The 13,166-nt window shown below is 51.7% G+C and carries 11 protein-coding genes; 5 read left to right on the top strand and 6 right to left on the bottom strand.

Going from position 1 to position 13,166, the window contains the following annotated elements; translation table 11 throughout:
• Positions 1–128 precede the first annotated feature (128 nt).
• Together AC6I1F_RS04295 and pncB are read right to left on the bottom strand one after the other, a co-directional pair.
• A complete protein-coding gene (locus AC6I1F_RS04295; RefSeq protein ID WP_160335113.1) occupies positions 129–1,547 on the bottom strand; it encodes a sodium:proton antiporter in 1,419 nt (472 codons plus the stop codon).
• Between the two features lie 194 nt (positions 1,548–1,741).
• Positions 1,742–2,905, bottom strand: a complete 1,164-nt coding sequence (gene pncB, locus AC6I1F_RS04290) for a nicotinate phosphoribosyltransferase (RefSeq protein ID WP_160335112.1) — start codon at positions 2,903–2,905, stop codon at positions 1,742–1,744.
• Positions 2,906–3,089: 184 nt separating this feature from the next.
• Here pncB and fdxA point away from each other — a divergent pair, with 184 nt between their 5' ends.
• Genes fdxA through nth form a run of 4 tightly spaced genes read left to right on the top strand, consistent with a single transcriptional unit; the run spans position 3,090 to position 5,428 of the window.
• On the top strand, positions 3,090–3,425 hold the full coding sequence (fdxA, locus tag AC6I1F_RS04285; protein WP_160335111.1) for a ferredoxin FdxA: 336 nt from the start codon (positions 3,090–3,092) through the stop codon (positions 3,423–3,425).
• Positions 3,422–4,195, top strand: coding sequence for a ferredoxin--NADP reductase (locus tag AC6I1F_RS04280; RefSeq protein ID WP_160335110.1), 774 nt, complete (start codon positions 3,422–3,424; stop codon positions 4,193–4,195). Before fdxA ends, AC6I1F_RS04280 begins: the two co-directional genes overlap by 4 nt.
• A complete protein-coding gene (locus tag AC6I1F_RS04275; protein WP_160335109.1) occupies positions 4,188–4,754 on the top strand; it encodes an RnfABCDGE type electron transport complex subunit B in 567 nt (188 codons plus the stop codon). Before AC6I1F_RS04280 ends, AC6I1F_RS04275 begins: the two co-directional genes overlap by 8 nt.
• Entirely contained in the window at positions 4,751–5,428 is a 678-nt protein-coding gene (gene nth / locus AC6I1F_RS04270) for an endonuclease III (protein WP_160335108.1), read from the top strand. The genes AC6I1F_RS04275 and nth overlap by 4 nt, the downstream gene beginning before the upstream one ends.
• A 50-nt stretch (positions 5,429–5,478) precedes the next feature.
• Here the strand turns inward: nth and AC6I1F_RS04265 are convergent, their stop codons facing one another.
• Both AC6I1F_RS04265 and htpG read right to left on the bottom strand, forming a co-directional pair.
• A complete protein-coding gene (locus AC6I1F_RS04265) occupies positions 5,479–6,231 on the bottom strand; it encodes a spermine/spermidine synthase domain-containing protein (RefSeq protein WP_160335107.1) in 753 nt (250 codons plus the stop codon).
• A gap of 129 nt (positions 6,232–6,360) precedes the next feature.
• A complete protein-coding gene (htpG, locus tag AC6I1F_RS04260; protein WP_251451202.1) occupies positions 6,361–8,268 on the bottom strand; it encodes a molecular chaperone HtpG in 1,908 nt (635 codons plus the stop codon).
• A 230-nt stretch (positions 8,269–8,498) separates the two neighbouring features.
• Here htpG and AC6I1F_RS04255 point away from each other — a divergent pair, with 230 nt between their 5' ends.
• Complete coding sequence (locus AC6I1F_RS04255; protein ID WP_290432863.1) at positions 8,499–9,707, top strand: aminotransferase-like domain-containing protein; 1,209 nt, start codon at positions 8,499–8,501, stop codon at positions 9,705–9,707.
• A 56-nt stretch (positions 9,708–9,763) separates the two neighbouring features.
• Here the strand turns inward: AC6I1F_RS04255 and ypfJ are convergent, their stop codons facing one another.
• Positions 9,764–10,636, bottom strand: a complete 873-nt coding sequence (gene ypfJ / locus AC6I1F_RS04250; RefSeq protein WP_290432862.1) for a KPN_02809 family neutral zinc metallopeptidase — start codon at positions 10,634–10,636, stop codon at positions 9,764–9,766.
• Between the two features lie 115 nt (positions 10,637–10,751).
• Positions 10,752–13,127, bottom strand: coding sequence for a DNA topoisomerase IV subunit A (gene parC, locus AC6I1F_RS04245; RefSeq protein WP_370267717.1), 2,376 nt, complete (start codon positions 13,125–13,127; stop codon positions 10,752–10,754).
• Positions 13,128–13,166: the final 39 nt, after the last annotated feature.

The following is a 13,166-nucleotide window of genomic DNA, read 5'->3' as shown; positions in this document are numbered from 1 at the left end:
ATATGCAGTACTTATCTTCGTGAATCTTAACAAATCGAATGCGCCGTCAGTGACTTGCCGCACCGTTTTGCACGCAAAAAACAGGTCTGACACAAGCGCATCAGACCCGTTTGGGATTCAGGCGGAAATTACATTAGGAAAATGTAAGTCAGCACCAGGAAGATCGGTACCAAAATACCGTAGGACCAGGCCATGAAGCCGAAGAAACTCGGCATACGGACACCCCGGTTCTGAACGATACTGACCACCATGAAGTTCGGAGCGTTGCCGATGTAGGTCATCGCGCCCATAAACACCGCGCCCATGGAAATCGCCATCAGGGTATGCGCTCCGCCGGTCATCAGGAAAGTCGGATCATTGCCGGCAAGATTGAAGAACGCGAGATAGGTCGGCGCGTTATCAAGGAAGCTGGAAAGCATGCCGGTGAGCCAGAAGTAAGCCGCATTGATGGGCTGTCCGTTCGCGTCGGAAACTAGAGCAACAACCGGAGCAAACGCGCCGGAAGAACCCGCTCTCAGCATCTCAAGCACCGGCACAATCGTCACGAAAATGCCGAAGAAGAGCTTGCCGACTTCCAAAATCGGCTCCCATGAGAACTGGTTCGCGTCTCTGTATTCTTTCTTCGTCAAAACCAGAGAAAGAATCGCGGCGAGCACAAAAATGCCGTCACGTACTAAAGACTCAAGCTTGAAGTGGTTGCCGAGGAATTCATACTCGACACCGCTCTTCCAGAAACCGGAAAGAAGGACCGCGCCGATAATCAGAGCCAGAAGAACAAAGTTCACAACACCTTCAAAACCAACCGGAATATTGCCGGCGGGCTTCTTCAGCTCTTCGTTGTCTTTGAGCTCTTTGCGGTACAGGTAGCTGTCAAGCAGGAAGTAAATAACCAGGAGCATACCGACCGCAAGTCCGGTCACTTCCCATAAGTGCTGAGCGGTCCAGAAGAATGTGACGCCTCTCAGGAAGCCTAAGAAAAGCGGAGGATCGCCGAGCGGAGTCAGAGAACCGGCAATATTGGCGACAATGAAAATAAAGAAAATATAGGTATGCATCTGATAGCGTCTCATGCGGTTGGCAGAGAGCAGCGGACGAATCAGAAGCATCGCGGCGCCGGTTGTGCCCATGAAGTTTGCGAGAACCGCGCCCGTCAGAAGAAATGTTGTGTTGAGCTTCGGTTTGCCGACAAAAGATCCCTTCAGATGAATACCGCCCGCAACAATGTAGAGCGAGCCCACAAAGATAATAAAGGGAACGTAATCGCCGAGCAGTGCGTGCGCTAATGCGTGAATACTGGTGTCGGAACCGTAAAACACAAACAGCGGAACCGCCGAAAGAATGGCCCAGCCAAGCGCGATCTTGCCGTAGTTCTTATGCCAGAAATGGGCAAAAAGCAAAGGTCCGAGGGCGATACTTAAAAGAATTCCCGCAAAAGGAATTGCCCAGCAAAGGGAAAGCTCACTGCCCGGAAGCGCCGCATTCGCCGTCATCGGCAAAAACGCGCCCAGAGCAGCCGCGAGCACAGCCCCTATCGATTTGTTGATCATTATTTTCCTTTAAAAAATGCTGCCCACGATCCCATCAGTCGGTCCGTGCTTTTGCCAACTGAAAAGTCCCGTCGAGCTTAACGATCGAATAAAAAAGGACAACCCCCGCGTCTGTCGCACAAACGCGGGAGAAAAAATCTTCTTATTCAAGAAATAAGCACGAAGTCTATCAAATTTTACTCTGCGGCATTAATTTATCGCATGTTGAAAACGCTTTTCAGATAGTTCAAATACGACTCGTCTTCGCACATGCTCTTTCCGGGCGAATCTGAAACTTTCGCCACCGGCTGATCATTGCAGCGCACAAGTTTCAGCACATTCTGTAGCGCGGGCACCCCGACGTCATTGACAAGATTGGTTCCAATACCAAAACCCACCCGAATTCTTCCGTTAAAGCGTTCATACAGACTGATCGTTTTAGGAATATTCAGCATGTCGGAAAAGATCAGGGTCTTTGTACGCGGGTCACAGCGATTTTTCTTATAGTGCTCAATAATTCGCTCGCCCCACTGATAAGGATCGCCCGAATCATGGCGCGCTCCGTCAAAGAGCTTGCAGAAGTACATATCAAAATCCGAGAGGAACGCGTCAATGCCGTACACATCGGAAAGTGCGATACCCAAGTCTCCCCGGTACTCCTTAGCCCACATTTCAAAGGCGTACTTCTGAGAGTCTCTCAGACGAGGACCGAGCGCCTGACAGGCCTGTAAATATTCATGCGCCATCGTGCCAAGCGGCGTGAGCCCCTCGGTCATCGCGAAATACACATTGCTTGTGCCGGTAAACTGCAGCCCCATCTGATCACGCATCGTACAGATCACTTCTTTCTGCCACTCTTTAGAAAAGCGCCGTCTTGTTCCGTACTCGGAAATGCCCAAACCCGGATGTTTTTTTACATCCGCAATCTTCTGCGCAAGACGCTCGCGACCCAGCGTGAAGTCGGTATCGGGATAGAATTTGCGGTAGTAGCACTCGCAGACAATCGCCAGTACCGGAATTTCAAACATGATGGTGTGCAGCCACGGGCCTCGTACTCGGATCTCAATATCAGTATCGCTGCCCTCGGCGCGTGTCACGCTTACCGCGCTGCGCTTCAAATGAAAGAGTTCGAGGAAATCGACAAAATCACTTTTGATGAACCTCAGACTTCTCAGATAATCCAGTTCTTCGCGGCGGAAATGAAGCGCGCATAAATGATCAAGCTCTTCGTTGATCGGACCGATCACGGCCTGCAGATCCGTCCCTTCATTGCGGCATTTGAATTTATATTCAACCTGAGCCGCAGGAAACTGATGCAGCACGCACTGCATCATGGTGAATTTGTATAAGTCTGTGTCCAACAGTGAATCAATAACCACGAGGTCACTCCAATCAGGTGAATTGAAATCTTCTAAAGTGAGTATAGGACACTGAGGCTTGGCTTTTTCTAATTGACTGAAGAGATGTTGCCTACTATTGGAAATACTCCGATTTTGACGCCCTCAAAAGTTTTAAAATACCAGGTTTGACTATTAATGAACAAAGAACAAACGGAGTTACTGAATGGCACATGTTGTGACCGAACCCTGCATCCTTTGCAAGTACACCGACTGTGTGGACGTCTGCCCGGTTGACTGCTTCCGCGAAGGTCCGAACTTCCTCGTAATCGATCCGGATGAATGCATTGACTGCGCGGTCTGCATTCCGGAATGCCCGACCAACGCGATTATGGCTGAAGAGGATGTTCCTGAAGATCAGCAGGAATTTATCGCCCTGAACGCGGAACTTGCCCGAGTATGGCCTTCCATTACTCGTATGAAACCGCACACCGACGAAGCGGAAAAATGGAGAGACGTGCTCGATAAACGTCAGTACCTGAAGAAGGAACTCGACGAGTGAGCGCAGAACGCATCCAAATCCGCCTTCTAGAAAGACGCGAATGGCGCAAGGGCCTTGTGTCCCTGCGCTTTGAAAAACCGAGAGACTTCACATTTAAGCCCGGTCAGTTCGTACGCCTCGGCATAACGACAGCCGACGGACAATACAGCGCCAGAGCTTATTCCATGGTCTCTCTGCCCGAGGATAATTTCCTCGAATTCTTTATCGTGGAAGTTCAGGGCGGCACTGTCTCCCCGCTTCTTGTTTCGCTTAAAGCGGGAAGCTCAGTATGGCTTGAACCCGACCTCTTCGGGAGCATGCTCCCTGAGAGACTGCCTGCGGGCGAAAGCCTGTGGTGCCTGAGTTCAGGTACTGGTCTGGCGCCTTTTCTCAGTATCCTTCGCGAGGAAAGCACTTGGCTCAAGTGGCGTAAAACCGTACTGGTGCACTCAGTCCGCTGCAGCGAAGACCTTGCCTACACTCAGCTAATTGAAAAAATCCGGACCGACTCTTCTTTGGCCGGCGCTAACGAGCGTGAGCTTATCTATATCCCGATCGTCACGCGTGAGGCAACGCAGTTCCTCTCTCAGCGCATCCCGAAACTTATCGTCGGCGGAGAGCTCGAAGACGCCGCCGCGCTGAAACTCGATCCTCAGAATGCCCGCGTCCTTTTATGCGGCAACCCCGATATGATCAAAGAAACCCGAGCCATCCTGAAAGACAAAGGCTTTAAAGCGCCCCGTCGCACCGAGCCCGGCAGCCTTCTCGCGGAAAACCTCTGGAATGACTAATCCTGTCGATATCGAAGCGATCCTGCCGCAGACGCAATGCCGTCAGTGCGGCTATAAAGACTGCGCCGATTACGCCCGCGCGATCGCCGGCGGAGAAAAACACAACCGCTGCCCTGCGGGCGGAGACGCCGTCATTTATCGTCTCTCCCAATTGCTCGGCCGGGAAGTACTCCCGCTCGACGAAACCTGCGGCCGACACGTTCCTCCCGAAATCGCCGAGATCGATCTCAAGCGCTGCATCGGCTGCACGCTGTGCGTGGCCGCATGCCCGACCGAAGCGATTATCGGCGCGCCTAAGCACCTGCACATGGTCGACGCCGATCGCTGCAACGGCTGCTGCCTCTGTCAGCTCGCCTGCCCTGTCGACTGTATCCGCATGATTGAGGTTCCAAGAGCGTGGACGGAAGATCTTGCTCAGCGCTCCCGTAGCAACTACCTCAGGGGCAAAGCGCGCAAGGAAGAACGCAGTCGCCTTGAAGAGGAACGCCTCAACTCAAAGAGCCAAAAAGATAAAAAGGATTTTCTGGCGGCTCTTCTCAAGCGCAAACGAAACAAATGAACCCGCAAAAAAGACTGGAAATCCTGCAGCGCCTGCAGGCTGACAACCCAAACCCGAAAAGCGAACTCGAGTACTCGTCTCCCTTTGAACTGCTGATCGCGGTTGTTCTTTCCGCGCAGGCAACCGATAAAAGCGTCAACGAAGCAACCCGAGTACTGTTTCCGCTTGCCAACACACCGGAAAAAATTCTTGAACTCGGCGCGGATAATTTTCTGGAAATCGTCCGTCACATCGGACTTTTCCGCAGCAAAACCAAAAACGTCATGCAGCTGTGTCAGGAACTGATCGACAAATACGACAGCCGGGTGCCGGAAGACTTCGAAGCCTTGGTCGCTCTGCCGGGTGTGGGCCGCAAAACCGCCAGTGTCGTGATGAACGTCGCATTTAATCATCCGCTCATCGCCGTGGACACGCACGTTTTTCGAGTCGCCAACCGCACCGGTTACGCAAAGGGAAAAACACCGGAAGAAATTCAGAAAAAAATGGAGCGCTACACCCCGCTGCCGTACCGCGTCGACGCGCACCACTGGTTTATTCTTCTCGGCCGCTACATCTGCAAGGCAAGAAGCCCGGAGTGCTGGAAATGCTGCATCAATGATCTTTGCGAGTACAAAGAAAAAGTTCTGGTAAAGCCGGAGAAAAAGAAAGTTAAAAAAATGATTCCCGGGACCTAAATGAGTTCCTGTAAGCCGCCGTTAAACGGGCGGCTTTTTTGTCTCGTACCCTAAAAAACAATATCGCCTTTGAAATTGTTCTCTTTGCGCAGCATCTTTAAAAGTTTCTTTGCGGGGATCTTGCGCGAAGCGGTCAGCTCAGCCGCCCTCTGATCCAGAAGCTCCGCGGGATAAGTCTCTTTAGGACCGTTCTTTGCAAGAATAATGCGGTTGCCCTCCGCGACCTCCGGCATCACCAGCACATGCCCGTTAAACGCTTCAGAGATCGCGTCAAGACTCTTCGTGAAATCCTCTCCTCCGAACACGTTGTAGCTGGAAACGCCTCCGTCCCGAAGCGCCTTTCGGCACAGCCGATAAAAGGGCACGTCGTTGTAAACCGGCCCCCACGCCTCTGCGTCGTAAATATCCGTAAGCAGCCAGTCCGCGCTCTTTTGCGCGCCGACCAGATACTTTTTGCAGTCTTCAAAAATCGTCTCCAGATGATCGTCGTCATCGGGCATCTTGAACCACATGCGCGAGGCCATGTAGACCTCTTCAGCGATCTCTACCACACGCGTCTTCGCCTCGGGAAAGTACTTCCATGTGTATTTGGCCAGACCGCCGGCACCCAGCCCAAGCTGCAGAATCTCTTTAGGTTCCGGCACAAACAGCATCAGCGCCATCATCGACTGCTGATAATCCAGCGCGAGCTGATACGGACGATTAATTCGCATGCCGCCCTGAATCCACTCCGTACCGAAATGCAGGAATCGAAAACCGCCAAGTTCGGAAAAATCAACCGGTGTTTTTTTGCGTCTGGACATATCGAACCTCTCATCAAAACAGTCTGCTATGTTAACAGTACTCGCCCCTAATCTCTTTTAGGAGCATAAATGAAAAACGGACAGCCGCCTGAGCTGTCCGCCTTATAAATACCAGCGATCAATCAGTCATTAATTGATGGTCGCTCCGTCCTTTGCCGTGTCAAGAAGCATCTGATTCATTCTCTTGACGAAACCGGCCGGATCCTTCAGCTGCTCGCCTGCCATCAGCTGAGCCTGCTCAAGCAGAAGTTTTGCCCACTCGCCGGAGAAGGCACCGCTTTCCTTGAGTCTGGAAACCAGCGGATTGTTCGGGTTGAGCTCAAGAATCGGTTTCGGATCGGGAACATCCTGACCCGCGGCGCGCATCATGCGAACAAATGCCGGATTAAGTGCGTTCGGATCCGTCACGATGCAAGCCGGAGAATCCGTCAGACGAAGCGTCATGCGGACATCTTCAACCTCGTCGCCAAGAGACTCTTTGAAGCGTTCCACCAAGGGCTGATATTCCGTCTGAACTTTGGCTTTCTCTTCTTTCTCTTCAGCGTCGCTAAGCTCTCCAAGATCGAGATCCCCCTTGGCGATATTGACGAGTTGCTTGCCGTCAAACTCAGTCATAAACTGAGTCATCCATTCGTCAATCGGGCCGCTCAGAAGAAGCACTTCAATATCCTTCTTTCTGAAGAGTTCCAGAAGCGGGCTCTTGGCAGCGGCTTCGGTGGTTTCTCCTGTGACGTAGTAAACGGAGTTCTGACCGGTCTTCATGCGGCTGATATAGCCCTCAAGCGTGACAGAGGGTTTGCCTTCGCTTGACGTGGAAACGAATCTCAGCAGTTTGGCGATACGGTCCTTGTTGCTCGGATCTTCGCCAAGGCCTTCTTTCAGAACGTTGCCGAACATCGCCCAGAACTTGTCGTAATCAGCGGCACGGTTTGCGGCCAAGTCTTCGAGCATGGAAAGCACACGCTTTGTTGTGCCGTCTCTGATCACACGCAGATCGCGGGTCTGCTGAAGAATTTCACGGCTGACGTTCAGCGGCAGGTCTTCCGAATCAATAACACCGCGGATAAATCTCAGATATCTCGGCAGAAGCTTGCTCGAGTCATCCATAATGAAGACGCGCTTTACGTAGAGCTTTAAGCCGTGCACGCTCTCTCTGTCCCAAAGATCATAGGGAACGGTCGAGGGAACATACAACAGCTGAATATATTCGTTGCGGCCCTCCACCTTGTTGTGCGTCCAGCAAAGCGGATCACTCGAATCGTGGGAAAGGTGATGGAAGAATTCTTTGTACTGATCTTCCGTAATCTCGGATTTCGGACGAGCCCAGATGGCCGAGCCCTGGTTAACCGCTTCCCATTCACCGGTCTCAATTAATTTGTCTTCCTTATACTCGTCTTTGCCCATCAGGATCGGCGTGGAAATATGGTCGGAGTATTTCTGAAGAATATTGCGGATACGGTATTTGCTGACCAGATCGCGGTCTTCGCTCTTAATAGAAAGAATCACATCCGTGCCGAAGTGGTCACGCGTTGTATTTTCGACCGTGAACTCGCCCTCTCCGCTGCTCTCCCACATGGTTGCGGCGTCAGCCGGATCACCGGCTTTGCGCGTAATCACGGTAACTTTGTCCGCGACAATGAATGCAGAATAAAAACCGACGCCGAACTGACCGATCAGCTGAGCATCCTTCTGCTGATCACCGGAAAGGTGCGCAAAAAATTCTTTTGTGCCGCTCTTGGCGATCGTACCAAGATGTTCAATGACTTCACTGCGCGTCATGCCAATGCCGTCATCGCTAATCGTAATTAACTGTTTTTGTTCATCCACTCCAATACGAATGGACGGGTGCGGATCCTGTTTTAACAAGGCCGGATTGTCCAACGCCGCAAAACGCAGCTTATCAATAGCATCCGAAGCGTTAGAAACCAATTCACGCAGAAAAATCTCCCGATTGGAGTACAGCGAATGCACCATCAGGTGAAGCATTTGTTTTACTTCAGTCTGGAAGCCCAAAGTTTCTTTTTTGTTTTCTGACATTAATAACCTCACAGAAATTAATTACCTATCTAACACTCTATTTGGTGTCAATTTTCTAATTTTCAAACACCTTTTGTTGTAATATCTTCTGCGCATAGGCAAATAGGGGAACTCACCCTCTTCCCTTACCCGTTTTGGTTCAATGCCTGTACGTAGAACTGTCAAAAGCAGCTAAAAAATTTCAGTTATCCTCGCGTTCGTCGAGGCATTCAATAATTAAAGGCCTATCAATGTCAGAATTTGAACTTTCCGCGACCCCGCCGAAATCCGTTCGCACGCGCGGGTCTCAACGATCTATTATTCGCGAGCTTTTAAAGCTCGCTTCCAAACCGGACGTTATTTCTTTCGCGGGTGGTCTGCCTTCACCGAAAAGCTTTCCGGTTGAAGCCATTGAAAAAACGACTGACTGGGTTTTGGAACACCACGGCGCTCAGGCGCTTCAGTACTCAAGCACGGAAGGCGAACCGGCTCTGAGAAAAGCAATCGCCGAACGCGAAACAGAATTGAGCGCTCCGGTTGAAGCGGACAATATTCAGATTGTCTCCGGCTCTCAGCAGGCGCTGGACCTCATCGGCTCGGCCTATGTTGATGAGGGTTCCGTCATCGCGGTGGAAAATCCGACTTACCTCGGCGCGCTCTCCGCTTTCAAACTGCAGAGACCGACTTTCTTAACCATCCCGACTGACGAATACGGCCTCAACCCCGATAAAATCGGTCCGGAATTCCGCGGCATCCGCTTCGCCTACGTGATTCCGACATTCCAGAATCCGACCGGCATTACGCTTTCCGAAGAAAGAAGAAAGAAACTTGCGGAAAAAGCCCGCGAATACGATTTCTGGATTATTGAAGACAACCCCTACGGTGAGCTCTGGTATGATCATCAGCCGCCGAAACCGATCCGCTGCTACGCTCCGGAAAGAACGTTAACTTTGGGTACCTTCTCAAAGGTCCTCTCCCCCGGATTCCGACTCGGTTATGTCGTCGGCCCCAAAACCGCTCTTGATCCGCTTATCGTACTCAAACAGGCGGTTGATCTGCACACTTCCACATTCACGCAGCTGATTTCCGCTCGTTGCCTGGATACCGGCCTGATGAATGCGCATATGCCGGCCGTTCGCGAACTCTACAAAACACAGTGCAGCTGTATGCTCGAAGCGCTCGAGAAATACTTCCCGCAGGGAACAAGCTGGACTAAACCCGACGGCGGAATGTTTATTTGGGTCACTCTGCCCGAATACATCAATACCGATGAGATGATGAAAGAAGCACTCGATCGTAAGGTCGCCTATGTTCCGGGTTCTGCTTTCTATGCTAATGAACCGGAACTCAATAAGATGCGTCTGTCTTTTGTCACCGTTCCTCCGGAAAAGATTGACGCCGGTATTAAGATCCTCGCTCAGCTCGTCAAAGAAAGAATCGACGCCCGCGAGGCCAAATAAATAATTAAGGGCGTCCGAAAGACGCCCCGCCGAAAGCCGCTGTCCGCAGCGTTTTTTTATTTAGCGCCCGCCGCAAACGTATTGCATGCTTCCGGATTTCCGCTGTCAAACCCGGTCTTAAACCAGTAATAGCGCTGCTCGGACGAGCCGTGCGTGAAACTGTCCGGAACCACTCTGCCCTGCGCTTGTTTCTGCAGGCGGTCATCTCCGATCGCAGTCGCTGTCTTAAGCGCTTCTTCCAAGTCGCCCTTTTCAAGGATACCTTCTTTATTCATTTGATGGCCCCAGACACCCGCGAGGCAGTCGGCCTGAAGTTCAAGACGGACAGAGAGCTGATTGGCTTCCTTCGGACTCACCTGCGACTGCAGTTTCTGAACCTGAGGCGCGATGCCGAGCAAATTCTGGACATGGTGTCCGACTTCGTGCGCCAGCACATAACCTAACGCGAAATCTCCTCCGCCGCCAAGCCTCTTCTGCATATCCTTATAGAAGGACAAATCCACATAAAGCTTCTGATCCTGCGGACAGTAGAACGGGCCCATAGCCGCCTGACCGTAACCGCAGGCCGTCTTTGTGGAACCGGTATAAAGAACCATCTTCGGTGGCGTATACGCCTTTCCGGAATTTCTGAAAATTTTTCCCCAGGTGTCCTCTGTGGATTTCAGCGCAACAGAAGAGAACTTCGCAAGTTCTTCCTCCTGAGCCGTCGGCTTGTAGGGAACGGACTGAGTGGTCTGCGTCTGCATCGAGGAGTCCAGACCCAGCAGCGGTGTGAGATCGATGCCGTAATAACCGGCGACAAGCACAACCGCTAAGACCGCAAGCCCGAATTTCCCTCGCGGCATAGGAAATCTTCCGCCCGGCATTCCGCCGTCCTGACCTCTTCGGTCTTCAACGTTCTGACTGCCTTCTCTGTCTTTCCACAGCATCACAGCACCTTTATAAAAATGCACGTCTACATTGTAGATTTGAGCGTCTGCGGCAAAAGAAGAAACGCCCCAATTGAGGATATCAACGGGGCGTTGCTGCAGCTGCCGAATTTCGCTAAATAATGGTTGACTCTGTCTGAGCTCTTTCTTCCGGCGACATTTCTTTTTCAGGCTTGTTCTGTCTGAGTTCCAGGAATGTCCAGCGAGCTTCAACAAATCTTCCTTTGCGGCCTCTTCTGGTGCGGAAATCTTCAACGGAACGCGGACCAACCACCAGTTCCTGAATCTTTCCGCCTCTGCCCTTACCGACAACAATAACGCCGTTGGGCGCAATCGGGATCGCAGAAACAAGCTTTTCTCCCTCGCTGATCATCATCAGCGAAACGCCTTTGCCTCCGCTCGATCGTGCGCTCAGCTCGTCGACGGAGAAGACAACCAGTCTGCCTGAACTTGAGAGCGCGGCGATCCATCCGGTAATCGGAGAAACCGTACGGATCGGAAGCGGCTTCGCGCCTTTTTCCAACGTAAAGAATGCTTTACCGGCTTTTTGACGAACCGCAAGGTCGCCCGCCTTGCAGAAAAAGCCCACACCGCTGTCCGAAGAGAATAAAAGCTTTGTATCGTCCGAACCTGCAAAGTAATCTAGCGGCCTGTCGCCGTCCTGAAGCTGAACAAATGCGCTGATATGTGTTCCGTCTCCGCGTCCGCTCGGCAGCTGCGAAACCGGAACACAGTAAATTCTTCCGCTGTCAGAGAGGACATATAAGTTGTCGACACTGCGGCACTCAAACGACATGCGATAGGCGTCTCCGAGCTTATAGTTCATCGATTTGCAGTCGATAGAATGACCGCCTCTGCTGCGCACAAAACCCTTTTCACTGATAATGACAGTGACGGGTTCGTCCACAACACGCTTGGTCAGAGCCGCGGTCTGCGCTTCCTCAATTAACGTTCTTCTTTCATCTCCGAACGTTTCGGAATCTTCCTCAATCTCTTTAATAATCTGTTTTCTGAGCTTGCGGTCATTATCAATCAGCTCCGTCAGTCTCTCTTCTTCTTTGCGAAGCTTATCTAGCTCTTTCTGCATCTTGATCGGATCCATGCCGGAGAGCTGACGCAGACGGATTTCCAAAATGTCTTCCGCCTGTTTATCCGTTAAATGGAAATGATCCATAAGTCCGACCTTAGGATCGTCCGCTGTACGGATAATTCGGATTGCCTCATCAATATCGATAATGATCGTGAGACGACCTTCCAAAACATGAATACGCGCGCGGATTTCCTCTCGGCGGAAGCCGCATCGCGCAAGAACTGTTCTGATTCGGAAAGAAATCCATTCGTTCAGGATTTCTCTGAGCCCTTTCTGCTTCGGCTTGCCGTCAACACCGATAAGAACGAGATTAAATTTACAGCTGACTTCAAGGCTGGTCTTGCTGAATAAAACATTCAGCAGTTCATCCCGGTCAACCGTTTTGCTCTTCGGATCAATAACAATTCGAATCGCGGCCTCTCCGTTTGATTCGTCTCTGACAGAAGAGATCACGTTCATGAGAAGCTGCTTGTCCTGCTGCTGTTTGGCGCTCAGCGTCTTTTTACCGGATGATGCTTTCGGATTGGTCAGAGAGTCAATTTCCGACAGTACTTTCTGCGCGGATACTTTATAAGGAAGCTGATCAATCACCAGCTGCCAGAGACCTCGGCTCAAATCCTCGAAGTGATAAACCGCGCGAAGCTGAAGCGAACCGTAGCCGGACTGATAAGCCGAAAGGATATCGGACTGCGGCGAGATGATCTGGGCCCCGCCCGGAAAATCCGGACCGGGAATAATTTCCAAAAGTTCTTCCGTTGTCGTTTCCGGCTGATCAATTAGTTTGACAGTAGCGGCCGCGACCTCTTTAAGGTTATGAGACGGAATCTCAGTGGCCATACCCACCGCGATACCGCTTGAGCCGTTTAAAAGGAGCATCGGAAGGCGAGCCGGCAGAAGCGTCGGTTCTTTGAATGCGCCGTCGTAGTTCGGGACAAATTTAACGGTTCCTTCGTCAATTTCGCTCAGCAGAAGTTCCGAATACTTAGACAGTTTTACTTCGGTATAACGCATTGCGGCCGCGCCGTCACCGTCGGCCGAACCGAAGTTGCCCTGACCGTGCACCAGCGGGTAGCGCATCGTGAAGTCCTGAGCCAAGCGCACCATTGCGTCATAGGCCGCCGAGTCACCGTGCGGATGGTATTTACCGAGCACGTCACCGACGACACGCGCACTCTTGACGGTTTTAGCGTCCGGGGACAGCCCCAAGCGCTTCATCGCGTAGAGAATACGGCGCTGAACAGGTTTCATGCCGTCGCAGACATCCGGAAGCGCGCGCCCCTTAACGACGGAAATCGCATACTCCAGATAGGCGCGGCTTGCGAAATAAGCCAATGTCAGTTCATCAACATCCGTTTCGGCGTTCTTCATCGCCTCTTCAACGATGTCTGTTCCGCTGAGCATCGCAGGCTGAGGGACCATTTCCGCGTCAACGATTTCCGC

The sequence above is a fragment of the Parasutterella sp. St.1A3 genome (assembly GCF_059728705.1).
The sequence above is the reverse complement of the archived record's forward strand: the minus strand, read 5'-3'. Positions and strand labels throughout refer to the sequence as shown.

Excerpts from the sequence above, each read along its gene's own strand:
- nth (WP_160335108.1), top strand. The coding sequence starts at position 4,751 with ATGAACCCGCAAAAAAGACTGGAAATCCTGCAGCGCCTGCAGGCTGAC.
- htpG (WP_251451202.1), bottom strand. The coding sequence starts at position 8,268 with ATGTCAGAAAACAAAAAAGAAACTTTGGGCTTCCAGACTGAAGTAAAA.
- fdxA (WP_160335111.1), top strand. The coding sequence starts at position 3,090 with ATGGCACATGTTGTGACCGAACCCTGCATCCTTTGCAAGTACACCGAC.
- AC6I1F_RS04275 (WP_160335109.1), top strand. The coding sequence starts at position 4,188 with ATGACTAATCCTGTCGATATCGAAGCGATCCTGCCGCAGACGCAATGC.
- parC (WP_370267717.1), bottom strand. The coding sequence starts at position 13,127 with ATGCTCAGCGGAACAGACATCGTTGAAGAGGCGATGAAGAACGCCGAA.
- AC6I1F_RS04295 (WP_160335113.1), bottom strand. The coding sequence starts at position 1,547 with ATGATCAACAAATCGATAGGGGCTGTGCTCGCGGCTGCTCTGGGCGCG.
- AC6I1F_RS04255 (WP_290432863.1), top strand. The coding sequence starts at position 8,499 with ATGTCAGAATTTGAACTTTCCGCGACCCCGCCGAAATCCGTTCGCACG.
- AC6I1F_RS04265 (WP_160335107.1), bottom strand. The coding sequence starts at position 6,231 with ATGTCCAGACGCAAAAAAACACCGGTTGATTTTTCCGAACTTGGCGGT.
- ypfJ (WP_290432862.1), bottom strand. The coding sequence starts at position 10,636 with ATGCTGTGGAAAGACAGAGAAGGCAGTCAGAACGTTGAAGACCGAAGA.